Source organism: Streptomyces canus (assembly GCF_030815415.1).
Lineage (GTDB): Bacteria > Actinomycetota > Actinomycetes > Streptomycetales > Streptomycetaceae > Streptomyces > Streptomyces canus_F.
The window spans coordinates 10,221,675-10,247,119 of record NZ_JAUSWW010000001.1; the positions used below are offsets into that span (position 1 = coordinate 10,221,675).

Annotated in this window: 20 protein-coding genes and 5 pseudogenes; 14 read left to right on the top strand and 11 right to left on the bottom strand. The window is 68.9% G+C overall.

What is annotated here, in order from left to right; all coding sequences use genetic code 11:
- Positions 1-173 precede the first annotated feature (173 nt).
- From QF037_RS47865 to QF037_RS47900, 8 genes and pseudogenes are all read left to right on the top strand, one after another.
- Positions 174-1,256: a pentapeptide repeat-containing protein gene (locus QF037_RS47865; protein ID WP_307036520.1), complete on the top strand. Its 1,083-nt coding sequence runs from the start codon at positions 174-176 to the stop codon at positions 1,254-1,256.
- Positions 1,257-1,871: 615 nt separating this feature from the next.
- Positions 1,872-2,148 (top strand): annotated as a pseudogene (locus QF037_RS47870) (hypothetical protein).
- Between the two features lie 39 nt (positions 2,149-2,187).
- Complete coding sequence (locus tag QF037_RS47875; protein WP_307036522.1) at positions 2,188-2,337, top strand: hypothetical protein; 150 nt, start codon at positions 2,188-2,190, stop codon at positions 2,335-2,337.
- Positions 2,338-2,353: 16 nt separating this feature from the next.
- The gene (locus QF037_RS47880; RefSeq protein WP_307036524.1) at positions 2,354-2,569 is read left to right on the top strand and encodes a DUF6332 family protein; all 216 of its coding nucleotides are present in this window, start codon (positions 2,354-2,356) and stop codon (positions 2,567-2,569) included.
- Between the two features lie 193 nt (positions 2,570-2,762).
- Positions 2,763-3,326: a Ku protein gene (locus tag QF037_RS47885; protein WP_307036526.1), complete on the top strand. Its 564-nt coding sequence runs from the start codon at positions 2,763-2,765 to the stop codon at positions 3,324-3,326.
- 122 nt (positions 3,327-3,448) lie between these two features.
- Positions 3,449-3,646, top strand: coding sequence for a DUF6417 family protein (locus QF037_RS47890; RefSeq protein ID WP_307036528.1), 198 nt, complete (start codon positions 3,449-3,451; stop codon positions 3,644-3,646).
- Positions 3,647-4,097: 451 nt separating this feature from the next.
- Entirely contained in the window at positions 4,098-5,423 is a 1,326-nt protein-coding gene (locus QF037_RS47895; RefSeq protein ID WP_307037781.1) for a sensor histidine kinase, read from the top strand.
- A 7-nt stretch (positions 5,424-5,430) separates the two neighbouring features.
- Positions 5,431-5,649: pseudogene (locus tag QF037_RS47900) on the top strand (response regulator transcription factor); the annotation flags it as partial.
- 34 nt (positions 5,650-5,683) lie between these two features.
- On the opposite strand, the gene QF037_RS47905 reads toward QF037_RS47900, so the two are convergent.
- The 6 genes and pseudogenes from QF037_RS47905 to QF037_RS47930 form a co-directional block, all read right to left on the bottom strand.
- Positions 5,684-6,577 carry an IS3 family transposase gene (locus tag QF037_RS47905; protein ID WP_307027911.1) on the bottom strand — a complete coding sequence of 298 codons (894 nt, stop codon included), beginning with the start codon at positions 6,575-6,577 and terminating at the stop codon, positions 5,684-5,686.
- Positions 6,574-6,879, bottom strand: coding sequence for a transposase (locus tag QF037_RS47910; RefSeq protein WP_075033595.1), 306 nt, complete (start codon positions 6,877-6,879; stop codon positions 6,574-6,576). The genes QF037_RS47905 and QF037_RS47910 overlap by 4 nt, the downstream gene beginning before the upstream one ends.
- 50 nt (positions 6,880-6,929) lie before the next feature.
- Entirely contained in the window at positions 6,930-8,339 is a 1,410-nt protein-coding gene (locus QF037_RS47915) for an ISKra4 family transposase (protein ID WP_307036530.1), read from the bottom strand.
- Complete coding sequence (locus QF037_RS47920; protein ID WP_307031197.1) at positions 8,333-8,833, bottom strand: hypothetical protein; 501 nt, start codon at positions 8,831-8,833, stop codon at positions 8,333-8,335. Before QF037_RS47920 ends, QF037_RS47915 begins: the two co-directional genes overlap by 7 nt.
- A gap of 320 nt (positions 8,834-9,153) precedes the next feature.
- Positions 9,154-10,174 (bottom strand): annotated as a pseudogene (locus QF037_RS47925) (IS256 family transposase); the annotation flags it as partial.
- A gap of 332 nt (positions 10,175-10,506) precedes the next feature.
- Positions 10,507-12,090, bottom strand: coding sequence for a hypothetical protein (locus QF037_RS47930; RefSeq protein WP_307036531.1), 1,584 nt, complete (start codon positions 12,088-12,090; stop codon positions 10,507-10,509).
- A gap of 303 nt (positions 12,091-12,393) precedes the next feature.
- On the opposite strand from QF037_RS47930, the pseudogene QF037_RS51260 reads away from it, so the two are divergent.
- From QF037_RS51260 to QF037_RS47945, 4 genes and pseudogenes are all read left to right on the top strand, one after another.
- Positions 12,394-12,536 (top strand): annotated as a pseudogene (locus tag QF037_RS51260) (IS481 family transposase); the annotation flags it as partial.
- 10 nt (positions 12,537-12,546) lie between these two features.
- A complete protein-coding gene (locus tag QF037_RS47935; protein WP_307036533.1) occupies positions 12,547-13,347 on the top strand; it encodes a class I SAM-dependent methyltransferase in 801 nt (266 codons plus the stop codon).
- A gap of 304 nt (positions 13,348-13,651) precedes the next feature.
- A complete protein-coding gene (locus tag QF037_RS47940; RefSeq protein ID WP_307036535.1) occupies positions 13,652-14,434 on the top strand; it encodes a helix-turn-helix domain-containing protein in 783 nt (260 codons plus the stop codon).
- Positions 14,435-14,723: 289 nt separating this feature from the next.
- Positions 14,724-17,378: a WD40/YVTN/BNR-like repeat-containing protein gene (locus tag QF037_RS47945; RefSeq protein ID WP_307036537.1), complete on the top strand. Its 2,655-nt coding sequence runs from the start codon at positions 14,724-14,726 to the stop codon at positions 17,376-17,378.
- 37 nt (positions 17,379-17,415) lie between these two features.
- On the opposite strand, the gene QF037_RS47950 is transcribed toward QF037_RS47945, so the two are convergent.
- On the bottom strand, positions 17,416-17,688 hold the full coding sequence (locus QF037_RS47950; RefSeq protein ID WP_307036539.1) for an acetyl-CoA synthetase: 273 nt from the start codon (positions 17,686-17,688) through the stop codon (positions 17,416-17,418).
- Positions 17,689-18,352: 664 nt separating this feature from the next.
- On the opposite strand from QF037_RS47950, the pseudogene QF037_RS51265 reads away from it, so the two are divergent.
- Together QF037_RS51265 and QF037_RS47955 are read left to right on the top strand one after the other, a co-directional pair.
- A pseudogene (locus QF037_RS51265) lies at positions 18,353-18,586 on the top strand (aromatic-ring hydroxylase C-terminal domain-containing protein); the annotation flags it as partial.
- 10 nt (positions 18,587-18,596) lie between these two features.
- On the top strand, positions 18,597-20,747 hold the full coding sequence (locus QF037_RS47955) for an MMPL family transporter (protein ID WP_307036541.1): 2,151 nt from the start codon (positions 18,597-18,599) through the stop codon (positions 20,745-20,747).
- Between the two features lie 223 nt (positions 20,748-20,970).
- Here the strand turns inward: QF037_RS47955 and QF037_RS47960 are convergent, their stop codons facing one another.
- The 4 genes from QF037_RS47960 to QF037_RS47975 form a co-directional block, all read right to left on the bottom strand.
- The gene (locus QF037_RS47960; RefSeq protein ID WP_307036542.1) at positions 20,971-22,404 is read right to left on the bottom strand and encodes a HAMP domain-containing sensor histidine kinase; all 1,434 of its coding nucleotides are present in this window, start codon (positions 22,402-22,404) and stop codon (positions 20,971-20,973) included.
- Positions 22,401-23,093, bottom strand: a complete 693-nt coding sequence (locus QF037_RS47965; protein ID WP_307036544.1) for a response regulator transcription factor — start codon at positions 23,091-23,093, stop codon at positions 22,401-22,403. Before QF037_RS47965 ends, QF037_RS47960 begins: the two co-directional genes overlap by 4 nt.
- A 185-nt stretch (positions 23,094-23,278) precedes the next feature.
- The gene (locus QF037_RS47970) at positions 23,279-23,635 is read right to left on the bottom strand and encodes a hypothetical protein (protein WP_307036546.1); all 357 of its coding nucleotides are present in this window, start codon (positions 23,633-23,635) and stop codon (positions 23,279-23,281) included.
- 231 nt (positions 23,636-23,866) lie between these two features.
- Entirely contained in the window at positions 23,867-25,249 is a 1,383-nt protein-coding gene (locus QF037_RS47975; RefSeq protein ID WP_373463916.1) for an erythromycin esterase family protein, read from the bottom strand.
- Between the last annotated feature and the right edge of the window lie 196 nt (positions 25,250-25,445).

Genomic DNA, 25,445 nt, shown 5'->3' on the forward strand with positions numbered 1-25,445 from the left:
TGTCAGGGCCACGTTCACTTGTACGCGGACAATCTCGGCCCCGCCGCACGTCACCCGGCGCGTTTGAGGCGGAATGCAGCGGCGCATCCTTCCTCCATCGTCGGCGGTCGAGGTGGAAGCGGTGGGGGATGACTAGGCCAACGAGACATCAGCGGGCCCTGCCCGGGCATCCCGTGCGCGAGCAGGAGCGTCAAGGTAGGCGTCTCACCGGCCGGTCGCGGGCGATCAGTGTGATCGTGGTGTGCGGCAGCCTGCTCCTGGTCACCCTCGTCACCGTGGTGGCTCCCCGGTACCTGCTGAGCTGGGACGCCCCGGCCACCCCTGCGTCGGAACGAGCGAAGGCAATCAACGACATCCGCACCACGCTGCTGCAGGGCCTGGCCGGTGTTGCCTTGCTGGTTGGCGCGTTCTTCACCTGGCGGCAGCTCCAGGTCAGCAGCCAGGGCCAGATCACCCAGCGTTTCACGGCAGCTGTGGAGCAGCTCGGCAGTACCAGCCCAGAAGTACGCTTCGGCGCGATCTTCGCCTTGGAACGCATCGCTGACGACTCGCAGTACGACCGCGTGACAATTGCGGAGGTGCTATGCGCGTTCGTCAAGCGCAATGGTCCTGCCGATCCGCTCGCTGAGCGTCCGGTGCCGCGGGACGCGGCTCACAAGCGTGAACTGGTCCTTGCTCGCAGCGGTGACGACCCTTTGCCAGTCCGCTCCGCTGACCGTCAAGCCGCTATGACAGTTCTCGGCCGTCGGGCGCGGGCGCCGTACCATCACGTGCTGGAACTGGACCGGACCGATCTGCGCGGGGCGAGGCTGGCCTTCGCCAACCTCGTTGGTGCCGACTTGCACTACAGCGACCTCTCGGATGTGAATCTGGAGAGCGCAGACCTGCGAGGCGCCGATCTGACCAGCGTATGGCTGGCTGGGGCTTTCCTTCGCGACGCCCAACTGCACCAGGCCGACCTGCGGTCCGCGATTTTGTGGCACACCCGTCTTGAAGGGGCCGACCTGAGGGCAACGGACCTGACTGGCGCCGAACTCACCGGGGCAGACCTCAACGGCACGCGACTCGATCAAGCCGACCTGCGTGGCGCCGACCTGACCGGCACCGAAGCATCACGCGCCAGCCTGTCGGGGGCTGTCGCTGATGCCGCTACGATCTGGCCCGCCGGGTTCGATGCCGCAGCCGCCGGAGTCATCACGGACGATGGCAGTGCGCCACCGCTGCGGTCGCAGTCCTGGCACAACCTGCTGCAATGAACACCCGTGCTGTCACTCCGTGGAGATCGCGCAAGGGGTCGAGTTCATCTCCGCTGAGCTGCGGGTGCAGTTCGTGGAGCCACTCGGCGGGGCGAGTCGTCTCGCCGAAGGGATTTCGATCGCTCAGCTGCTACCGGAACGGCTGCGAAGCCAGCCCGCACACCTCCGGCTCGGCATCCAGCCACATCAGGTGGCTCCGTTCCACCCACGGCTCGTAACCCACCCGCCTGGTACTGGTCGCAGCCCAGTACCAGCCAGAGAAATTCCGCGGCCCCCGATACGACGGGAATGCGCGTACTTGCCCGCTGACTCGAACCGGGTTGGCCACATTGCCTCAAGCGGCCCACTGCACAGTTCGCCCCGGACATCGGCCCAGGATTCCTCCTCCTCCACCAGCTACCCTCACTCGGCGCTGACCAGGTATAACGACGGTAAGTGGCAGGGACGGCTGGTACCTCGGAATGACGGAGACACCGCATCAGATGCCCGAGGTTGAGCGAGACCTGCGACCAGATGCCTCACGGCGACCGGGACTGCCTCAATTTCACAGAGACAGGACACGAAGGCACGAATCCCTGATCCGGGCAGCCAACTGCCGATCGGGCCCTCAGCCGCGTGCTTGTAGTTCAGAGAAGGCCACGACCACGAGACCCCCACCCCGGCCCGCTCCCGCACCGGACCTACTCCGCGCTGATAGGCGGGGCCGCTGGACGGGTCGCTGCTCGACATCACGGGCTGGCGGCCGGAAGAGATCGACGACGGCGCGACCCTGCCCACCGAACTCGGGCAGTTCCCCGGCGGGCGGTCGCTGTACGACCCGCGCCCCGGCGAGCCCCGCTCAGCGGGCCCGGGTGTGAGCTGCCGCTTCTACTACTCCGGTGACACGCCCTGACCACAGCCCCGACCACCAGTCCGACCACGGCAGGTCAGCGTGGCGACGGACAATGGCGGCGATCCCTGGGCCGATACGCGTCTGGACCTGCGCGAGGCAGGGCTGAAGCCCCCCCGCACCGGTCGGCGACGCAAGGCCGGGGTGATCGACCTGTCCTGCATCTCGCAGCTTGTCCTTCGCGCGATCTGAATGTGATCCTTCGAGCATGACAACGCGACGACGCACCAAGGCGGAGCGAGATGAGACCACGGTTGAGATCGGTTTCACCGTGGTCAGCGCATGCTTTCTGGGCGGCCTCGTATTCGCAGCCATGATCTTTGCCTTGAACCTGCCTCCGGCAGTCGCAGGCGTCGTCGCCGGAGTCGTCGGGTTGGTCCGTGTCGTTCATGTCCTCTGGCGCTACGAGGAGCGGCGCCACTGACGCTTCGGCACGGACCGCAGCCTCACCTCACAGATCAACGCAGTGGCCCCGCCTCCGGCGGGGCCACTGCCACAACCAATGCACCCCGACGCAGAGTTGACGCTCCAGGTTGACCTTCCACACCTCGTGTCCATCACCACACGACACCCTGCTGACCTGCAAATACCGGAGCGAGATCTAGATAAGCCCGTACGTGGCGGCGAAGCCGTACAGGCTGCTCCTGCAGGCGCTGGGCAGGTCGTCGAAGGTGGCGATCGCCAAGTACGCCTGGTCGGGCCGGGGACGCCTGGGACTGCTGCGGGTGCGTGACGAGGCGATCGTTCTGCATGCGATGCGCTGGCCGGACGAGGTCCGCGATCCGGCTGCCGTCGACCCGCCACACGAGGCGGTGTCACAGGAGGAGATCGAGGGGGCGCTCGCCCTCATCGACCGCATGAGTCGGGAGGACCTCGAGGGCCCTGAGCTCACGGACACCTATACCGACGCCCTGGCGGAGATCATCGAGGCGAAACGGGAGGAGAAGCCTCTTCCCGATGTCCCGGAGCCGGAGCAGCCGGGCAAGGTCCTCGATCTCATGGCCGCTCTGACCGCGTCCGTCCAGCAGGCCAAGGCCTCCCGTGGTGAGGACGACGACGTCCATGAGATGCCGAAGCAGAAGACCGCGAAGAAGCAGCCGGCGAAGAAGACCGTCGCGAAGAAGACCACGAAGAAGACAGCGGCGAAGAAGACGACGGCACGCCGGCCACGCAGCGCCTGATGGGCACCTTGTCCGGCCGTGCGGAGGGAAATGGGCGTTCGGCTCCCGCCCCGTGACCCACGAGCCGGGGCGGGGGCCCCGCTTCCCGTGACCCGGCAGCCGCGGATCACGTTGCGCCGGACATGGACGGCTACGACCACCTCGATCTCGACGAGATCGACTTCGCACCCCTCGAGGGCGCCGCGGAACGGCTGGCCTTGCTCACCTTGGAAGAGGCCCAGGACGTGCTCCGGCTGCTGCTGACCGTCGCGCAGGAGGGAGGCCCGGTATCGCCGGAGGCGGCGCGGGAGATCGCGGCCCGCATCCCCTCAGAGAACTGACGCCGGCGGGACCGGCGGGCGGGTCAGCCGCGCGTGCTGACGTAACCCACGCCCGGACCCCACTTCTCCTCGACCGGGGCCATGCACCACTGGCACAGCGGTTTCTCTGGGGCTAACCGTGTGGCATTGGCGTACACAAGGAGCGTTCGCTCAGCTCAGCGGTACGGCTCACACTGTAGTGATTGCAACAGGTGTAGCGGGATCGCTGAAACGAGGGATTCACGTCGCCTGCACGAGGTGGGGACGCTTCGCCACCCAGTGCTCGCCGGTCACCGGCGCAGATTGGACTTTCGGCAGTGGTCGGACGGCGCCCGATGTCCGTACCGTCACCTTCGTGAACAGCACAAGGATCAACGTTGGGACTGCGACCGGAACCGCTGTTTTACGGCGGGCACTTGGTCCTGGGACCATTTTTACAGCGACTACCGCGTTGGCTGCCGGTCTGAGCGTGATGAACCTGTGGTGGGCTGTTCCGACTGCCATCGCCGCGTTCCTGGCAGGACGACGGCCGGGACGGACGGCGCCGACAGCGCTCGCCCTGGTCGCGATACTCGCGGCCAGCGTGGTGGCCTTGTCCGTCGTTCCTGCTTGGCTCCCCCTTGCCGGCCGCTTTGTGACAGTGGTGGTTGCCGCCACGATGCTGCCCTGGTTCGCGGGCCGGTTCTGGTGCCAGTATCAGCAGCTTGTCCGGGCCGGGTGGGAGCGCGCCGATCAGCTGCAACGCGAGCAGCAGCTGATCGCTGATCAAGCTCGGCTGCGCGAGCGGGCACGTATCGCCCAGGACATGCATGACGTACTCGGACATGACCTCAGCCTGATCGCCCTGTCGGCCGGCGCACTCAAACTCGCGCCGGACCTTGAAGAACACCACCAAAAGGCTGCAGGGGACATCCGAGCCAGAGCCGCGGCCGCGGTGGAGCGTCTCGGCGAGGTGATCGGTGTCCTGCGTGAGGAGACCGACACAACGCCGATGGACCCCGACAACTCCAGCCTCACGAGTTTGACTTCCGAGGCTTCCGCGGCTGGCCTCACGGTGGAGTTGCGCATCGACGGCGAGGCGGACGAGGTGCCGCCCATGGCCAAACGGGCGGCTCACCGGGTCGTGCAGGAAGCTCTGACCAACGTTGCCAAGCACGCGTCCGGCGCGACCGCGACTGTCCACGTGACGCATACGACAGCAGAAACAAAAGTCGTGGTGGAGAACGGCCCGCCATCGTCTCCGGCCGACCAGCGGCCGCGGCTTGGGAGTGGAGGGCGTGGCCTTATCGGTCTCGAAGAACGTATGCGGTTGACCGGCGGTTCATTCGGCCACGGCCCAAACGACGGAGGCTACGCAGTCGTCGCGCGTATCCCGCACACCCCCTCGCCGCCGCTCGCGCCCGCAGCCTCTCGCGGTGACGAGTTGCCGCAGGAACATCGCCGCGCTCGGCGCCGGGTCGGCCGGGCCCTGGTCGCCGCCGTCATGGTGCCCCTCGTGACAGGAGCTTTGCTGAGCGGAGCTCTCATGGGATGGGAGATGCTGTCGGCGTCGCAGTCGGTCCTGGACCCACGTGACTACTCCCGCCTGCATGTGGGGCAAGATCGTTCCGAGGTGCAGCGTTTCCTGCCGGACCGGCAGACGAACTATCGACCGCTGACTGCCGAGGCGACGGGAGACGGCATAACGTGCGAGTACTACGCGTTGACGGCCGACCGGTTCGACGACCGGTCCGGCGACGCCTATCAGCTCTGTTTCCGGAAGGACACCCTGGTGTCCCTGGATACGATCACCCCGTGAGCGTTCGATGATCCGGGTGCTGATCGCCGATGACGAGCCGATGATCCGGGCAGGGGTGCGCGCCGTACTTGCCACGGATCCGGATATCGAAGTCGTCGCCGAGGCCGTCGACGGGCACGACGCCGTGGAACTAGTCCGGCGCCATCGTCCCGAGGTGGCCGTACTCGATATCCGCATGCCGGGGATCAACGGCATCGACGCCGCCGCGGAAATCCGCAACACAGTGCTGAAGCTTCCCCGTGATCTTGGACACTCGATGCTTACGCCACGAGGGCGTGTTGTTGTTCCAGACGCTGCCGGGTCTCCAGCGGAGTGAGGTAGCCCCAGAGCGGATGGCGGCGCAGGCGCTGCCGGTTGTAGAAGGTCTCGACGAAAGCGAAGATGTCCGCGCGGGCGCTGGCACGGTCGGGCCAGCGGCGGGTTCCGAGCTCCGCCTTCAGTAGAGCGAAGAACGACTCGGCGGCGGCGTTGTCGAAGCATGAGCCGGTGCGGCCCATGCTCTGCCGTAGTCCCAACTGGCGTATTTCACACCGTAGTTCGTCCGAGGTGTATTCACTGCCGCGGTCCGAATGCACGATGCAGCCGGGCTGGAGCCGGCCACGTCCGGCAGCCATGCCCAGTGCGTCCACGACCAAGGATGCGCGGTGGTGGTCGGCCATCGAGTAGCCGACGATCTCGCGGGTTGCGAGGTCCAGCCAGGTCGCCAGATACAGCCAGCCCTCGTCGGTGGGGATGTAGGTGATGTCGCCGACGAGCTTCACCCCGGGCGCCGGTGCGGTGAAGTCGCGGGCGATCAGATCCGGGGCGGGCACCGCCCTTTTGGCCGGGCGGGTCAGACCCTTTCGCCTGCGCCGTGTGACGCCGCTGATGCCGCGTTCACGCATGACGCGCTCGATCCGTTTGCGGTTCACGCGGTGTCCGAGCCGGCGCAGTCCGGCGTGGATGCGCGGCACTCCGTAGGCGCCGCGGGAGGCGAGGTGCAGCACGGTGATCTCGTGCGCCAGGACATCGTCCGCGGCCTGCTTCGCCCGCCTGGTCTTCTCACCGGCCAGCCATGCGTAGAAGGAGGAGCGGGCCACCTTCAGCAGCCGGCACAGCAGAGCAACATGGTGGGTGGTCTTCTCCGCCTCGATGAACGCGTACACCTGGCTCATCGATCGCTCTCCTTCGCGAAGAAGACCGCCGCTTTTCGCAGCACCTCAATCGTCTCCGCCTGCTCGGCGGCCAGCCTCCGCAACCGGCGCAGCTCTTCACGCTCGGCCGTCGTCAGCTCTCCCGGCGCCCCCTGCCCGCGGTCGATCTCATCCTGCTTGACCCAGTTCCGCAGGCCCTCGGCGCTGACCCCGAGCTGCCGGGCCACCTCGGTGACGGTCTTCCCGGAGGAACGCACGAGAGCGACTGCGTCCCGTTTGAACTCCTCCGTGTACCGCCTGCTGCGGTTGCTCTTACTTCCCACCTGGCACTACTTCCTCTGGAACTCACGTCCCAGTCTCCAGGTGTCCACGATCAAGGGGAAGGTTCACCGGTGATGTCCAGGCGGTCTTTGACCAGGTGCCGGCATGCTCCCTCGATGATTCCGGTGGCGATCGGCCAGCCGCGTTCAAGGGCGGTGTCGTAGCGCAGGTGCTCGGCCTTGCCGGATAGGTAGTTCACGGCCTCGTCGATGCCCTTGCGCTGGGCGCCACGCAGTCCGGCGGCGCGGGCGGCTTCCTCGAGTGCGGCGACGGTCTGCTGCACGCCGCCGCCCAACAGAACGCGGGCGTGACGGGCGACCCAGCTCTCGGCGGAGGCATCGCCGCTGTCGTGCAGGCACCAGGCCGCTCGCCACAGATATTCGAGCACGTGGATCAGGTCGACGATGATGTGGACGTCCACGCCGCGCTGCCGCGCTTCGGCCTTGATGAGGTCGATCTGATGGCGGGCCCCGTCGACCAGGACGACCCAGCAACGGCGGTGGCCGGGGTCGCGGTGCTCCGCCTGGTCAAACACGGCCGACACCACCTGCACGGCGGTGTCGGTCACCGAACCGCACAACCACTTCGACCGGGCCTTCGGCCCCTGGCGGCGCTCGGGCGCCGCGCCGTGGCCGGCGTCGTCTTGCCGGTCGGGGTCGGCGAAGATGTCGTCCACCGTGCGCGGCGCGGGCTCGGCATCGTAGACGGCTCCCAGGGTGGCCATCCGTTTCCTGCCGTGTTTCTCCCCGGACGCCAGCCGGGTCTTCATCGCGTTGCCTCCCTTGGCGGCTGCAGCCTTCGCGGTGTCCTCACGCAGTGCTTCGGGTCTTATCACCACGCCCTTGCCGTCGACCGACAAGATCAGCGGCGTGGTGTCGGTGCAGGGAGCCGGCACGACGGCGTCGTAGAACGCGTCGATGTCGACTGCGGCGCCGACGGCGAGTTCCTGGACCTGCCGGTGCCCGATTCCGGAGCCGGTGACGGCGTTGATCCGCTCGCAGGCGTCGGCGAAACTGCCGCGGGCGGACTCGATCGCGGCGAGCCTGGCCAGCCCGTGCGAGTGCATTGCGTCTGGAAGGTTCAGTAACGCGTCGGCCGGGTGTAGGTCCGCCACGCCCGCGCCGCGGTAGGCGATCCGGACCACGGTGACCTTGCCGAACACCGTGGCCAGAATCCGGTGCCGACCCCGCTCGATCCTTGAGCGTCCGACACCGGCGGCGTCCACGACCTCCTCACGGCGCACCTCGTCCCTGGCCCGCAGGGTCAGGTGGTCCTGGAACAACTGCCGGGTGACCTCGCGCATCCGCGCACCCAGCAGATCCTCCAACTGTGCATGTGTCATCACCGCCGCCTGAGGGGCCGCCAGCTCCGCGCACGCCGCGGCGAACAGACTCGCCGAGGCGGCGAAGGCGTCCTCACACTCTGCGAGCGAAGCCTGGGCCGGCCCCACCACGCTCACCATCCCTGCTTCCTGCCGTCGACCTTGAACAGCCCGGACGAAGGCTCCGCCAGGATCCCGCGCTCCACGAGCCTCTTCAGCTTCGAGCGCATCCCCTCGACATGCCGCGGCTCGGTCCCCAGACCCAGGTGCTGGCAGACCTCTTTGCAGCGCATCGCCGCCCCCGAGGTCGCGAACAAAGCGATGATCCCCTGGTACTCCGGCGACATCACCGTCACGTCGAGCCCTGCCTCGGCCTTCACCAACGCCACAGCTACCCCGCCGGCACCCCCACCCGCGGCGTCCGCACCCCCACCCGCGGCTTCCGCGTCCGGCACCGGCGAAGACGGCGCGGCCAGCACCTCCTCCACCGTCTCGCGCGCGATCTGCAACCGCGCCAGCCGCTCCTCGGCCCGCGACAACTCTTCGGACAGACCGGCGATCTGCTCACGCAGCCGCTCGGCCTCGCCCAGCACCTCAGCCCGCCTGGCCTCCAACGCCTCCATCAACGACGGCACATCACACCCACCCTCGCTCAGCACCCGCACGCCTCACGGCGGGCTCGACCCCGGCGACGGTAGGAGTCGGCACGACCAGCTACATCCCGAACCTCTGCGAATCACCCCAACGAGGCACCCTCGGAAGATCTGCACCCAAACAACTTCATCGTCACTGCGCGCCGCCGACTCTCGCCTGCAGGAGCTCCGCTTCAGCGTTTCTCCGGGCGACCTGCTCCAGACGACCCGATCTGGACCCCATGAGCTGCTGCAGGCGCAGCGCGGTGGACAGCAAGTTGAGGGCCAGAGGCCGGTCGTGTCCCGCGGCGTGGTGTTGGGGATCAACTGGCGGGCGCGTTTGGAGCGTTGGGTAGCGCCGGGGCGCTTTCGGGGAGCTCGCGGTAGATCTCGCCCATGCTGCCTTCGGGAAGGTAGCGGCGGGGAAAGGCGATCCATTCGTCATGCATCTCGAAGAGCACGGCGGTGACCAGCCGGATGAGGGCGTCGTCGTTGGGGAAGACCTGGACGACGTCGACGTCGATCCTGCGCTTGATCTCCCGGTTCACCCGTTCTAACGGGTTCGTCGACTGGATCTTTTTCCAGTGCCGCGGCGGGAAGTCCGCAAACGCGGTCAGATCCTCCTTCGCCTCCAGCAACATGGCTTTGACCTTGGGGAACTGGGCGCCGAGCATGTCGGCGACGGTGTCCAGCTGGGTGCGCACGAGGCCGGCGGTGGGCATGACCTTGCGGACCGCGGCGACCAGCCCGGCGTGCTGGTCGGTGACGACCAGGCGGACCCCGGACAAGCCGCGTTCACGCAGGGAGCGCAGGAACTCCTTTCAGAACGCCTCGCTCTCGCTGTCACCGACCTCCCCCATGCCCCAGGACCTCGCGGTTGCCGTCCTCGGTGATGCCGGTGGCGACCACGACGGCCCGCGAGACGATCTGGTGGTTCACCCGCGCCTTGCAGCAGGTCGCGTCCAGATAGACGTAGGGAAAGCGGACATGATCCAGCGGGCGGGTGCGGAACGCGGTCAACGGCTCGTTCAGCGCCGCGCAGATCCGCGAGACCTCCGACTTGGAGATCCCGCTGTCCCCGCCGAGTGCTTTGACCAGGTCATCGACACTGCGGGTGGAGACGCCGTGCACGTATGCCTCCATGATGACGGCGTAGAGGGCCTGGTCGATGCGGCGCCGTCGCTCCAGTAGCGACGGGAAGAAGCTGCCGGTGCGGACCTTGGGAATCTCCAGGTCCAGGCCGCCGGCCAGCGTGGTCAGCACCTTCTCGCGATGCCCGTTGCGGACGGTGGTCCGCGCCGGCGTGTGCTCGTTCCACTCCGCACCGATGTGGGCACTTGCCTCGCCAGTTGCCGGGCCCGCTCAAAGCCCTCTTCAGTCGGCCCCCAACAGCTGACCAGCCTGCTCATCTCCCCGACCACCCTGGTCAGCGCGCCGCCCGCGTAGCTGGGCAAGCCTGTCGAGTGTCGACCAGGGCGCCGCGGTGGTCAGCTTGAGTTTTAACCTTCTTGGCGGCGTCGCCTGCCACGAAACCATCGACACTCCCACGTGGGCAGCGCCTGCGATCGCGGCTCTCCATGAGCGGCATGCAGTTTCGGCACACCGGCGGAGTGAAGCCTCGTTGCGTCGGTGTTTCACACCTCGTTCTTCGCGGAGCGCAGGAGCCGGAGCTTCCTCTACGCCGGCGGCCTTACCTGTCGGCCGTCCGTCTTCAACAGTCGGCGGATCGTGTCCAAGTCAAGCGCCGCGTTCGCAGCCGCATCGTGGGCCAACTCCTCGTCGTCGAGGAGTACCGCCAGCCGGGACTGCGGAAGATTCGGGTGGCGCGTCGCCGCAGCCCTCACGGCATATTCCGGGTCCTGGGTGAGCCGCTCCACGGCTGTCGGCTCAGTTTCGGGGTCGCGTGCGGCCAAGGCCCGGACCTCAGGGTCCTCGTGGTCGGCGAAGGCGGCCAGTCCGTTGGTCGGGAAGTTCGGCCGGGTGGTGAGGTGGCTGCGCTCGGGGCCGGTGTACTCGAGGAAGCTGCGCACCAGAAGTGGTGCGGGGGCGTCTGGATGGTTTTGGGCCAGCAGGACGCGTACGCCGAGGTCGTCGTCGGCGGCCAGGCGTGCGACGAGGTCCGGTGGCAGCAGGTGGTCCCTGGCTGCCTGTCGGCGCAGCAGTGGGTGGTTGGAGAGTGCGTTTCGGCGGACGGTCTTGCGATCCCGGGGCACCTCGGGCGCAGGGTGGAAGACGAAGGGATGGTCCATGGGGACCTGGTAGTCGATCTGGGCCCGTTCGTCCTCACTCAGTGCGGGGTGGAGGGACACGGCCAGCCGGACGTCGGGGTGGGGGTCCGTCATGAGCGTACGGAGCTCGGCCGGTCCCAGGTCCGCGCGGTACGCGACCTGCGTGCGCACGTCCGGGTCCGGATCGGCGACGAGTGCGCGGCACTCGGCGGGTCCGAGGTCTGCGCGTTGCGCGATCCGGCCCCGTATCTCCGGATCCGAGTCGGCGGCCAGGAGGACCACTGCGTCGGGAGGAAGGGTGGGGTTGACGGCGATCATCGCCTTGTCCTCCTTGCCGACGGGCCTGGCGAGGACGCCGTCCACCACAGCTCTGCTGAGGGCGCGGTGGAGCAGCAGGTCGGTGCGGGCGTGGCACGGTCGGTCAGGGAGCGCGCTCTCCACCCACGCCGGATCCTGACAGCGCGCATGCCGCTGAGCCGTCTCCCGGACCTCGCCGTCGGGGTCTGTGAGGAGGGCGGCCCGCACGTCCGCGGGCAGTGATGCCCACCCGCCGACCCCCCAGCGGCGGACCTTCGCGATCGGATGGGTAGGCATGGATCGGCGTAGCCCAGTGGAGATCTGCTGGTAGAAGGAACCGCCCAGAAGTTCGTCGTCGTACGTGCTGATCATGTGGACGACGGCCTCGTCGGGCAGGGGCCAGGGCCGGGCGGGGGCGGCCACCCGCGGTCCCTCGGCCAGGTGGGCGCGGACGAACCACTCGGGATCATCCAGCAGTCGAACTCGCTGGGCCGGATCGACATGGGGGTTGCGGGCGAAGAAGCTGCGGGTGTAGGTGTCGGGGTGCTCGATCACCGCGTCGACGACGGCGTCGGGCAGGATCCGGTCCCGGCACAGCACCATCCGTGCGGCAAGCGGAGCGTCAGAGAGCAGCCGCAGGAGGATGCTCTCCGGCACGGACGGGTTGAGAGCCAGCCCGGCGAGCCGACGGGTGGGCAGATCGGCGTCCGCCCAGATCTGCTCAGGCGTAGGCATGCCTTGTACCCCCAAGGTGTCGTCCGGCCTCGTGAAGACTTGGTGCCCGATTATCCGCGTTGCACAGCGACAGGCCGAGCGTTGGATAGCGCCGTCCAGGGCCCGTCCAGACGGTCGCGCGCTGGCGAGGCGGGCTTCCCGAGTCCGACGCGGATGGAATACATGCCATGCGAACTGCAGAGTTCACCTCATATGGGCCTGGTCGGCGCCGAACCATAGTTACCAAGGTTAAAACTCAAGCTAAGGAGTGGTTGGCCCCGGATACGAGCTGGACCTGCCCGCACCAGCCAATGTTGCTCACCATCCGAAGACCAACGCCGCGAAGCCCTCGGCGTCTGGAACATCCACTACAACTACCACCGACCCCGCGGCTCAGCTGGAGGCCAGCGCCACCGGCCGTTCGGCCGCAGGAAGGCGTCACCGATGTCCTAGCCTCATACAACTAGGCTACGGCGTATGAGTCAGCCTCCCCTCGACCCCGTCGCGCACAACCGCCTCGCCTGGGACCGCGAGGTGGAGGAGGGCAACGAGTGGTCTCGCCCTGTCGGCCCGGAGGTGATCGCGAAGGCGCGGGCCGGCCAGTGGTCCATCGTCCTGATCGGATACGAGCCGGTCGACCCGGCCTGGTTCCCGCCGCAGATCGCCGGTCGCGACGTGCTCTGCCTCGCCTCCGGCGGCGGGCAGCAGGGTCCAGTGCTGGCCGCGGCGGGCGCGCGGGTGACCGTCTTCGACAACTCGCCCCGCCAGCTGGCGCAGGACGAGATGGTCGCGGCGCGGGAGGGGCTCGACTTGCGCACCGTGCTTGGCGACGCGCGGGACCTGAGCCCGTTCCCGGACGCCTCGTTCGACCTTGTCGTCCACCCGGTCTCCAACCTGTTCATCCCGGAGCTGGCGCCGGTCTGGCGCGAGTGCCACCGCGTGCTGCGCCCCGGGGGGACGCTGTTGTCCGGCTTCCTCAACCCAGACGTCTACCTCTTCGACGCCGAGTCGTTGGAGGCGCGCGGCGAGCTGGTGGTGCGTCACCGCCTGCCTTACAGCGACCTCTCTCACCTGGAGCCCGCCGAGCGGGAACGGTTGTGGGGCCTCGACGCGCCGGTCGAGTACAGCCACACGCTCACCGAGCAGCTCGGAGGGCAGATCGCGGCGGGCTTCGCCATCACCGGCTTCGCCGAGGCGCCGCACCACTCGGAGGCCACCGCTGGCTGGCTCTCCGGCTACTTCTCCACGAAAGCGGTCAAGGCTGGCGCCGGTCACTGACCCTCCACCGTCGCCGGCGCGTACGCCCGCCACCACGACTGGAAATCCCTCGGTCCACGCGAGGGCAGCACCTGCTGCACCACCGGTCCGGCCGACGCGGCCGTAGAAGTCGGCGCGCAGGAGCCGTCCGTCGTGGGCGGCTGCTGCTGATCCGCCGATGGCCAACCACCACACCAGCGGGGCCGTGGCCAGGACGGGGGACCGGTCACGGCCCGCGTCTCCCTGCCGCCTTCGCACCCCCGACGGCCGCCCTCGCACTGAGGCGCTTGAGTCTGTACCCGCCGGAGGGTTCAGGATCTGACGCATGGACGACGAACGCCCCGACGTGCTCACCATTGGCCGGCTCGCGCACCGCACCGGACTTTCGGTGGGCACCCTGCGCTTCTGGTCGGACGAGGGAGCGGTGCCGCCTGTGGGCCGCTCCGCGGGCGGCTACCGGTTGTACGACGCCGAGTCCGTGGCCCGCGTCGAACTGGTTCGCACTCTGCGGGCGTTGGGCCTGGGACTCGACGACGTGTGCCGCGTCCTGAGCGGCCGCACCACGGTCGCCGAGGTCGCCGACGCGCATGTGGCCGCGCTCGACGCGCAGATCCGCTCCCTCAAGGTGAGCCGGGCCGTCCTGTCCACCGTGGCGAAACGGGGTTCGACCGTTGAGGAGACAGCACTGATGAACCGGTTGGCGCGGCTTTCCGCCGCCGAACGTGAGCAGATCATCGACGAGTTCAAGGAGGAGGTGTTCGGCGGCCTCGACGACCCGGGCCTGCGCGACCGCATGCGTACCTTCAGCATCGAACTCCCCGACGATCCCACACCCGAGCAGGTCGACGCCTGGATCGAACTGGCCGAATTGGTGCGGGACCACGGGTTCCGCGCCCGGTTGCGCACATGGATGGAGCTCAACACGCCCGTACCGGGGCGGGGTCGTCCCGCCGGGGCATCCATCTGGTGGGCCCGGCAGATCGTGCAGACCGTCGCGGAGGTCAGAAAAGGCGGGATCCCTCCCGAGGGGCCTGCCGCGGCCGAAGTGCTGTCCGAACTGTTCGGTGACACCGATCGGGCCGCCGTACTGCGCAGTCTGGAGGCCTGAGAGCGGGGTAAGTGCCTCTTCCTGACCCGGTCATGACATGACAGCCGCGGTGTCAGCTCGTCAGCACTGCCGAGTGTTGAGGTCAGAACGTGGGTCACGGTGAGCGCGAACGGGGCGTCCGGCCCGGACCGCGGGAGTCCGACGCCGGCGCGTACTGAGCGGGGCGGTTTCCGGCATCACATCGCGATGGCAGGTTCTGGTCAAAGACTGTCCAAGTGCCGGACGCCTCCTCCCGCCGGTGGTCAGGTCTTCCACGACGGCTGTACGACCACCCGTTTTCGGAGGACCTGTGTCAGCTCCAACTCGTAGAAGACGATGGCTCGCGACCTGCGCCATCACCGCATCCGCCGCACTCGTCGCGATACCCGCAAGCGCCGCGTCCGGCCAGAACAATGGCCCCTTCGGGGTCCGCGCCCTGGACCGACTCGCCGCTGAGCGGGAGCAGTCGGTGGGTGCCATGAGTCCCAGCCTGAAGGGCGAGGACGGTGACGACGGCAACGAGGCCGACGAGATAGCCGAGGGTGCGGACCAGTACGCCGAGGCCCGCACCTCGCCCGGCATCGTCGCACCGGGCGCGTACGGTGCCGCCTGGGACGACCTGACCAACCTGCCGAGGTCAGGCGGCAGTTGGCGCCACGTCACCGACCTGCCGTACAACTCCGACGACCCGCGCTACCGGGACATCGACTCCAACTCCAGTGGCGGATCGGGCAATGTGACCGGCCGGATGGCGGCGATGGCCGCCGATGACGACGGGTACGTGTACGCGGGCAGCGCGGGCGGCGGCGTGTGGCGCTCCCAGAAGGGCGGCGGACACTGGCAGCCGATCAGCGACCGGCTGCCGGCGCAGTCCACCGGCGCGCTCGCGCTCGACGGCGGCGGACGGCTGTGGCTGGGCACCGGCGAGGCGACGACCAACGCCGACGCCTACCTCGGCAGCGGCGTCTACGTCCTGTCCCACCCGCACCACGGCACCTTCTCCGCCCGCAGCCGGGTCGGCGGCGACGAGCTGGAGTCCACCACTGTCCACCAGCTGCGCTTTGGGGGCGCCAAGGTGTGGGCGGCGACCAGCGAGGGCGTGTGGAGCCACTCCACCAAGACGCTGAAGGGCGCCTGGAAGCTGGAGTTCGCGCCCAACCCCGACTATCTGCCGGGCGGTTCGAAGGCGGACGACGACTCGGCCGCGTACAAGAACATCGCCAACGACATCGCGATCGACGCCAAGGACCCGTCCAAGGTGGTCCTCGCGGTCGGCTGGCGCAGCGGTGACGACTACAACGGCTTCTACACCAGGGGCGCGGACGGCGCCTGGACGCGGATCACGAGCGGCCTGGGCGACCTGCCGACCGACCCGGACGGCGTCGGCAACGTCACCTTCGCCCGCTCCGCCGACGGCTCCCGCTACTATGCCATCGACCAGTCGCCCGAGCAGCTGAACACCAACCCGGACAGCGCTCTGGAGGGCATCTTCGTCTCCAAGTCCGGTTCTCCCACCGGCCCTTGGACGAAGATCGCCGACTACCAGGCGCTGGCCGTCGACGGCTCGGCGCTGACCTCCAGCGGCTACATGCCGGGCGTGCAGGCCTGGTACAACCAGTTCCTCACCGTCGACCCGGCCGACGCGCAGCACGTCTACGCCGGCCTGGAGGAGGTCCACGAGAGCAAGGACGGCGGCGCCACCTGGTCGGCGGTCGGCCCGTACTGGAACTTCGGCTTCTCCTGCTGGAGCATCGACCCGGCCAAGCAGACCGGCGACTGCAACCAGACCACCCACCCAGACCAGCATGGCGTCGCGATCGGGCGCTACCACGGCAAGAGCTTCGTCTACGTCGGCAACGACGGCGGCGTCTACAAACGCCCGGTGGCCGGTTCCCAGGACGCCTCCGGGCACGCCACTGACTGGACCTCGCTGAACGACGGCAGCATTGACACCCTGCAGTATTACTCGGTCGGCGTCGGCAAGGACCTGGACTACGGCGGGGTCTCGGTGACCGGCGGTCTGCAGGACAACGGTCAGTCCGTCCTGCGCAGCAACGACAAGGTGATGGGCTCCAACTTCGGTGGCGACGGCGGCGACACCCTCACCGACCCGGCCAACGGGTGCAACATTGCCGAGGAGTACGTCTACCTCGCCATTCAGGTGACCCAGAACTGCGCCGTCAACGACGGCAGTTGGATCGACGACTCCAGCAAGGCTACGTCGTACAACGTCGCCCCGGCCGACAACGCCACCGGCGAGGCCCGCTTCATCGCCCCGCTCGCGGCCGACGCGAAGAACCCCGAGACCTGGGTCGCGGGCGGTCGGCACGTCTGGGTGCAGACCCATGGCTACGCCATCCGCAGCGGCGACGAGTGGAAGAGCGCGTACGACCTCGGCGCCGGCCGCACCGCGACCGCCGTCGCGGCCCTCGGCGGCAAGGTCTACGCGGCCTGGTGTGGCCCCTGCAACAACCAGGGCTTTGCCCGCGGCATCTCCGTCGGCCACGCGGACGGCACCGGCTGGCACGACATCACCCTGCCCACGACGGGTGCGGACGGGACCGTGCCCAACCGCTACCTCAGCGGCTTCGCCGTTGACCCCAAGAACGCCGACCACGTCTACCTCGCGGTCAACGGCTTCTCCCGGCACTGGACCGAAGGGCCTGGCGCCGGCGTCGGCCATGTCTTCGAGTCCAAGGACGGCGGCATCACCTGGACCGACATCTCGAAGAACCTTCCCGACGTGCCCACCAATTCGGCGGTCGTCACGCCGAACGGCGGCCTCGCCGTCGCTACCGACCTCGGTGTCGTCTACCGGGCGCCGGGCCGCACCACGTGGCAGCGCGTCGGCGACCTCCCGGCCGTCGCCGTGCTCCAGCTGAAGCTGAGCCCCGACGGCAGCACCCTGTACGCGGCCACACACGGCCGCGGCATCTACTCGATCAAGGTGCGGGACTGCGACTGACGCAGCGACGTCGCAGGGGTGATCCCGGGTTCCGGGGTCACCCCTGCGGCGTGTACGGCACCACGTTCACCTGCAGGGTGAAGGCGACCCGCGCCGCACCGGCCACGTCCGGTGCCTTCGCCTTCGCGGTGACCTCGGCCGTACCGCCCCGGGTGCCTGCGCACCGCAGCGAGGCGTGGCCGGTACCGTCCGCGTCGACCTTCCATCCGGACGCCAGGACGAAGACCGGTGCCGAACTCCTCACGGCCGTCCACCTCTTGTCGTCCATCCGGGGCTCGAGCACGACGGACACCACGGTTCCCGGCCGCACGCACAGCTCCTGTACGGGAGCGTCACCGGGAGCGACGGTCACCTCGGCGCGTCCGGCGGCACAACTTCTGGCCGCGGATGAGGGCGTGGCGGCCGACGCGGAGGGGCTTTCCCCGGTCAGGCTCGCGGGCAGGCTCGGGGACGAGGCCCCGGTGGTCGCAGGCCCGGAGGTGTGTGTCGGTGTGCTGGCTGATGGCCCGGTCGAGCGGTTTCCGGACGGACCGCCCGCCGCCGACCCGCCACTCGTCGACCCGCCGCACGCCGCCAGGACGACCATTCCGGCGACCACCCACGCTCCGGCCCACCACCGCATGTGCGTACCCTCCTGGCCCACTCGTACGACAACCAGCATGCACCCGCCGTCGCCGCTGGGCCGACGGAACTGTAGTACGCCCCGACACCGGCCCGGGCGCACCGGGGAGCTGAGCCGCTGAGGTCGGCGACGGGCCGGAAGTGGTTCGGAACCTGCTGTTGCCTGCGGTGCGGACACGGAGGCTGCCCGCGGGCGGTGGAGGCGACGCTGCCGGCTGCGACGGTGAGCGGACCGGCGGTGTAGGCAGCCTCGTTGAAGGCCTGCCCGTTGGCCGGGGTCCTGCCGACCGCGAAGACCGAGACCGCCTTGCCGCCGGTGACGGGGGCCGGCACGATGCCGACCCGCGGCGCGCTGGGTCAACACCGTCACCGCCCGCACGGACCGGGTGGACGTCGACGCGTTGCTCATCCGGCCCGACGGCTGTGTCGCCTGGGCCTTGCCTACCGAGCAGGACCTCGACGCCATCACGCTGTGCGTGCGCTGGGCACATGGTTCGGCCAACCGGCCTGAGCACCGCATTAACAGTCGTCTCAGGTTCGCTCCGTATGAAGTAGGCATCCAGATGAGCGATGCAACCCGTATGTAGGAGGCTAGTGATGGCAGTCAACGCAGCGCCGTCCGGGGAAGCGCCGGCCGGTCGGTTGGCAGGCCGGTGGGTGCCATGGTTGGTGATTGGCTTGTGGCTGGTGCTGGCGGCGGGCATGGTGCCGCTGAGCGGAAAGTTGAGCTCGGTCACCACCGACAGCGCCGTAGACACCCTGCCGGCCAGTGCCGAGTCCACCAAGGTGGCGGTACTGGACGACAGTCTCCCCGACGGTGACGACAACACGGTCGTCTTCGTGTACCACCGCGCCGGCCGCATGACCGAGGCCGACCGCGCGACGGTCGAGCGCCACTACAACACCCTTGCCAAGCGGTACCCGCCGAAGGCGACGGCGGCGGTCGGCGAGGACGACGAGGGCTCACCGGCGAGCCCCTCCACCGACCGCAAGGCGATGATGTTCACCCTCGAGGTGAGCACGGCCTACGGCGCACCGGAGGACATCGTCGGCCCGTTACGTGACGCCGCGAAGGACCGCCCCTCCGGCCTGGAACTCGACGTGACCGGCCCGGGCGCGATCGACGGCGACATGGATGCCGTCTTCGACGGCATCGACGTGCAGGTCCTCCTCACCACCATCGTCGTCGTCACGCTCCTGCTGATCCTCACCTATCGCAGCCCGGTGTTGTGGATCATCCCACTGGTGGCCGTTGGCGCGGCCGCACTGACCTCGATGGGGACCGTCTACCTGCTCGTCAAGGGCTTCGGCATCGTGGTCAACGACCAGAACTCGGCCCTGCTGACGATCCTGGTATTCGGCGTCGGCACGGACTACGCGCTGTTGCTCATCGCTCGATATCGGGAGGCACTGCACCACCATGAGAACGTCCGGGTGGCGATGGTCCACGCGCTACGCGGCGCGGCGCCGGCCATCGTCGCGTCCGCGGCCACCGTGGTCGCCGGCCTGCTCTGCCTGCTCGTGGCGGACCTGAACAGCACCAGCGGGTTGGGCCCGATCGGTGCGGCCGGCATCCTGTGCGCGCTGGTGGCCATGCTGACGCTGTTCCCGGCGGTGCTCGTGGTGCTCGGCAGGCGGATCTTCTGGCCGGCCATCCCGCGGTTCAGCACGGCCGTGGAGGCGAAGCCGGGGCTGTGGGGACGGCTCGGCACCGCCATCAACCGCCGCCGTTGGGTGGCGACGCTCGGCTCGCTCGGAGTCCTCGGCGTGCTCGCCCTTGGGCTGGCGGGCAACACCGGCGCCCTGCGGGAGCAGGACCAGTTCCTGTCCGCGCCGGAGTCGGTCACCGGCTTCACCGTTCTCCGCCAGCACTTCCCGGAGCTCGGCGGCCAGCCGATGACGATCTTCACGCGGCCGGCGCACCAGGAGCGGGTGCTCGACATCGTCAAGGACACTCGGGGTGTGGCCCTGGCCATCCCGGAGCAGACCAGCGGTAGCTGGGCCAACATCTCCGTGTTCCCGAAGGACGCGCCGGACACCGTCGCAGAGTACGACACGATCAAGCGGGTGCGCACCGCCGTGCACGCGGTGAGTGGGGCGGAGGCGATCGTCGGCGGGCCGAGTGCGGAGAACCTCGACACCGAGGTGACCACCAAGCGCGACGAGAAGCTGGTGATCCCGCTGGTGCTCGCCGTCGTCCTGATCGTCCTCGGGCTGCTGCTGCGCGCGATCCTGGCCCCGCTGGTCCTGATGTCCACCGTGATCGTCTCATTCGCCGCAGCCTTCGGCGGCAGCGTGTTCGTCTTCGACACGATCCTCGGGTTCAAGGGGATCGACTATTCGGTGCCGCTGCTGGCATTCCTGTTCCTGGTGGCGCTCGGCGTCGACTACAACATCTTCCTGGCCAGCCGGGCCCGGGAGGAGACCGTGCGTCTCGGCACCAGAGAGGGCATGCGCAAAGCCCTCTCGGCCACCGGTGGCGTCATCACCTCGGCAGGCCTGGTCCTGGCGGCCACGTTCGCGGTCCTCGCCACACTTCCGCTGGTGATGCTGATCGAGGTCGGGTTCCTGGTCGCCTTCGGCGTGCTGCTCGACGCCCTGCTGGTGCGGTCGGTCCTGGTGCCCGCCCTCACCTTGCTGATCGGCCGGCGGATGTGGTGGCCGAGCCGGCTGTCCCGTCCAGCGGCGGAGCTGCCGGACGGTCAACAGCCGCTCGCCGACGACGAGGAGCCCGCGCTGCAACGGTGAGCGCGGCGGCACGGACGAGATCCGGGACGGGGACCCAGCCCCGTCCCGGATTTCTTCGTGGGCCCGACGGTCGCCGCCCGTTGGTCCTGCGCCACGCGCCGGGGCTGAGGTCGGCGCATCGCGGTTTCCTTCCCCGACTATGAGCCGCGCGGGGCCAGGCCCGAGGGCCGCCGTCCCTTGTCCTGCGCCGCGCCGCCGGGGCGGGCCAGCGCACCGCGGTGTCCTACCCGGCGGTGAGCCGCGCGATCGGGGCGGGCGGGGCCGCGGCCGGAAGGTCGACCCGAAGCAGCGCGCCACCGCGAGCGGAGCGGGCGACGGTGGCCCGGCCGCCGTGGGCGTCGACGACCCGCTGCACGATCGACAGCCCCAGACCGGATCCCGGCAACGCCCGGGCACTGTCGGCACGGTAGAACCGGTCGAACACCCGCGGTACGTCGGCGGCGTCGATACCCGGCCCGGCATCGTCGACCTCGAGCACCGCCGACGCGCCCTCGGCACGGAGCCGGACCTGGACCGGCTGGCCCGCGGCGGACCACTTGCCGGCGTTGTCGATGAGGTTGAGCACCGCCCGCTCGAGCGCAGCGGGACGTCCGCTCACCCACACAGAGGTCACGTCGAGCGCGACCTCGATGTCGGGCACGCGGGAACGCGCCCGGGTCGCGGCGGCCACCACCACGTCGGCGAGGTCGAGCACCTCGGTGCTCTCGTCGCTGACGTCACCGCGCGCCAGGTCGGTCAGCTCGGCGGCAAGAGTGCTCAACTCGGCCACCTCGGCGCCGAGATCGTTGAGCAGCCGGGTCCGGCTCTCCGCCGGCAGTGCGCTGTCCAGGGTGCCGCGCCGATCGAGCCGGATCAGCAGCTCGACGTTGAGGCGCAGGCTGGTGAGCGGGGTCTTGAGCTCGTGGGCAGCGTCCTCGGCAAGCAGCCGCTGGGCCCGCCGGGAGTCCCGCAGCGCGGCGAGCATGTCGTTGATCGACTGGATCAGCCGCCGGATCTCCCCACCGCCCTCATCCGGGATGTCGGCGTCGAGATCCCGGGTGTGCGCGACACGTACCGCGGCGGCGGTCAGCCGGTCGATCGGCGCCAGCCCGGTCCGCGCCACGGTCCGCCCGACAAGGGCGCCGCCGACCACGCAGAGCAGCCCGATCAGCAGCATGCCCAACCCGAACCGGTTGATCGGGCTGTCGTCGACGACGCGGGCCACCTGGACCGCGCCGTCGCCCGCCCTCAGCGTGTAGATGATGTAGCCGTCGTCGTCGCTGTCGTTCGACTCCATCAGGTCGGCCGACGCGCCCTGCGCCACGCGCCCGGCGTGCTCGCTGACCGGGGGCAGCGCGGGTTGGCCGGCCGGCGTCCGGATCGAGCCGTCGGGCAGGATGACCCGCACCAGCCGACCGGATCCGGGATACGGCGGTAGCTGAACCTGCGCCAGACCGGCGCGCTCCGCGTTCGTCGCCAGCACGCGGGAGTCGGCGCGTAGCTGATTCTCGGCGGTGTCCCGCAGCTCCCAGTCCAGTAGCTCGCTGGCCACCTGGAAGGCCACGAACACGCTGACCGCGATGGCCGTCGCCGCGATCACCGTCAGTCTGGTCCGCAGGGACCGCCGGCGCCACCATCGGGTCAGCCGGCGCGGTTCCCGGCCGGCGGGCCTGCTCACGGAGGAGTCTCCCGCAACGTGTATCCCAGGCCGCGCAGCGTGTAGATCAACCGCGGCTCACCCTCGGCCTCCATCTTGCGGCGCAGGTAGCTCACGTATACCTGGAGGTTGTTGGCGGTGGAGCTCATGCCGAAGCCCCAGATCGCCTCGAACAGCGCGTCGCGGGTCAAGACCCGAGTCGCGTTGCCCATGAGGACCTGCAGGAGGGAAAACTCGGTCCGGGTCAGGCGCAGCGGCCGTCCGCCCCGCCACGCCTCGAACCTGTCGGGATCGAGCCGGACGTCGGCGAACGACAGGATCTGCGACTCCTCGTCGGTCGGCGTGCGCCGGCGCAGCAGGGCCCGCACCCGGGCCAGCAACTCCTCGGTGGCGAACGGCTTGGGCAGGTAGTCGTCGGCGCCCGCGTCCAGCCCCGCGACCCGGTCGGAGACCTGGTCACGGGCGGTCAGCATCAGCACTGGCAGATCCCGACCCGCGGCCCGCAACCGCCGGCAGGTCTCCAACCCGCCGAGGCGGGGCATCATCACGTCGAGGAGCAGCAGATCCAGCGTGTCACCGCTGGCCCCACCGACCCCGTCGAGCACGGCGAGACCGTTGGTGACGGTGCTGGTGTCGTAACCCTCGACCTGGAGCACCCGCTCCAGCGACTCACGGATGGCCACGTCATCATCCGCGATCATGATCCGCACGCCGGCCCGCCCCCTTCCAGTCGATGTTTTTGGCGCTCATTGTCTCCGACCAACCTGAGGCCAGGATTAGAGCGTCGCTGGGGACCGCGCTCTTACGAATGCCTAAGAAATGGAACCTACTACGAGCATCTGCCCCGCAGTTCGGAGTCGCGGGTGTACTGGGCGTTGACCGCGGTGATACTGCGTCAGCTGACCGGGGAGACCACTTCGGCCTGGCGCACCGCATGACCGGCGGGGAGCTGACGCTCGGCGCGGTGCTGGCGCGGCTGGGGGATCGGGAACGCGAGATCACCGCACAGGCCGAGACGATGCGGGAACAGGTCGCGCAGCTGACCGCACAGGTCGACGAACCCGGCCGGGCCGCCGAGGAAGTCCGGATCACCCGCAAGACGCTGCTGGGGCCGCCCGCGCCGCCGGCACCGAAGCTGCCGGAGCATCCGGCCTACCAGCAGATCATGGCGGTGTTCACCGCGGCCGACGCACCCGCTGCGGTCCCGGCAGGTGTGCGAGGCCATGGACTTGGCGGTCGCGCCCAACAACATGAACAACGTTCGCCTCAAGCTCAAGCGGCTGGCCGGCCGCGGGATCCTGACCGAGACCGAACGAACCAGGCTTGTTCACCCGGCCTCGGCCGTAGCCGACCGACGTCGCCATACGGTGCGGTGGCTGACGCTCCGTTGCCAGTCCCCGACCCTCCTGAGCTGCCGTTGCGACTTGGCGGACTCAGCAGCGGCGAACGATCACAGCCGATCGGTTGTGCAAGCCCGGGACTTTCAGTCCCTGGCCGTTGACAGGAGATCCGCGGCCGTGACGCGATGGAGGTGTATCAGCACGTCGAACTGGCGCCCGAGTGAGGTTTGGTAGGGGTCTTCCGGCCAGGCGTTCCCGATGGAGCGGGTCAGCCGCTTCTCCATCAGCCAGTCTCGCGCCGGCTCGGGCACGGCCCGCAGATCGACGTAGTAGTCCCGGCGCGAGACTCGCTCCAGCACCTCCTCGTTGCTGCCCGCGCCCAGCGGCTTCACGGAGAAGCGGCGGTAGGGCTCCTCCGGATCCGTCAGATCCATCGCGTTGAACGAGCCCTGCCCGAAGGTGTAACCGATGTTCACGTACTCGGCCCCGACCGTCTGGCGTATGAACTCCCCCTGGGTCTTCGGATACTGCTCAGGGTTGTCGGACTCGTAGGAGACATGGCCGTTGTGGGCCGACAACAGCATCCGGTGGCCGGTCTGCCGCTGCCACCACACAGTGTTCTCCGCCATGATCTGGTCGCGGTAGAGCATGGCCCGAGCGATCTTCTCCGGGTCGGAGAAGTCGTAGTACGCGTAGAGGGTGCCGGTCTGGGATACGGCCCTGGCGTGCTGGAGGATCCACTCGTACGCCTGCCGGTCCCCGTCCGGCCCCTGCGCCTGAAGCAGCTGGTAGGCGCGCCGCACATCCGCGGCCGTCTGCTCGCGCTCGGCGATGGGCTTGGCCATGTTCTCGTTGACGGTCTGCTCCACGCTCCCCGTCGGCCGGAGCTCGCGGTAGAGGCGGCGGAACTCCGGCAGCAGCTTCGGGTGGTGCGCGGAAACATAGTCCGTGACCGCGTCGAAGAGCTCAGGTCCCGCGTAACCGTTGTCCTCACCCATGAACTGCACGGGGCGGTCGGGGTGGCGAACGTTGTGGGCGCGCATCCACCTCAGCAGATCGAGATACTCGCGGGTGTTCCATATCCGGTACGAGCTCTGGAACTCCTCCCGCATGAGCTTCTCCGGGTCGCCCTTCCCGTACAACACGTACTCGTTGAGGACCAGGCCGGTGGACCAGGGCGCCTCCAGCGCGAAGGTGGTGAAGCCTTGCTCCTCGACGAGGTACCGGAAGAGGCGGTGCTTCATCGTGAAGAACTGCCGAGAGCTGTGCGTAGCCTCACCCAGGCCGACGATCTTCGCCGAGCCGATCATGCGGCCGAGCGGGCGCAGATCGCTGCCGGGGGCGCCGGCCTCCGTGGAACGCAGCGGCTCCGCGACGCGCGCCAGTTCGCGCACCGGATCGGTGGTGGTCATCGCGTGCGCGTGCGCCGGCCGGGCGGCGACCGTCAGCGTGCCGACCCCGAGCGTCAGCGCCAGCAGGAGCAGCAGTAACGGATGCAATCGATGTGATCTGTGAAATACAGGCATGGATCAAGGCTGCCGATGGGCGGCAGGTCCCGGGCAGCCTGCCACCTTCAGTTTTCCTCCTGGGGATAACCACAGGTCCGCTGTAGAGCAGCTGCCACTCCGGGACCTGCCGCCTGCCTGCGGCGCCCCCACCCATGACTCGACCATCACTGATGCCGTGAGACAAGCCACATGGAATGGGACGCGAGTCACCCCA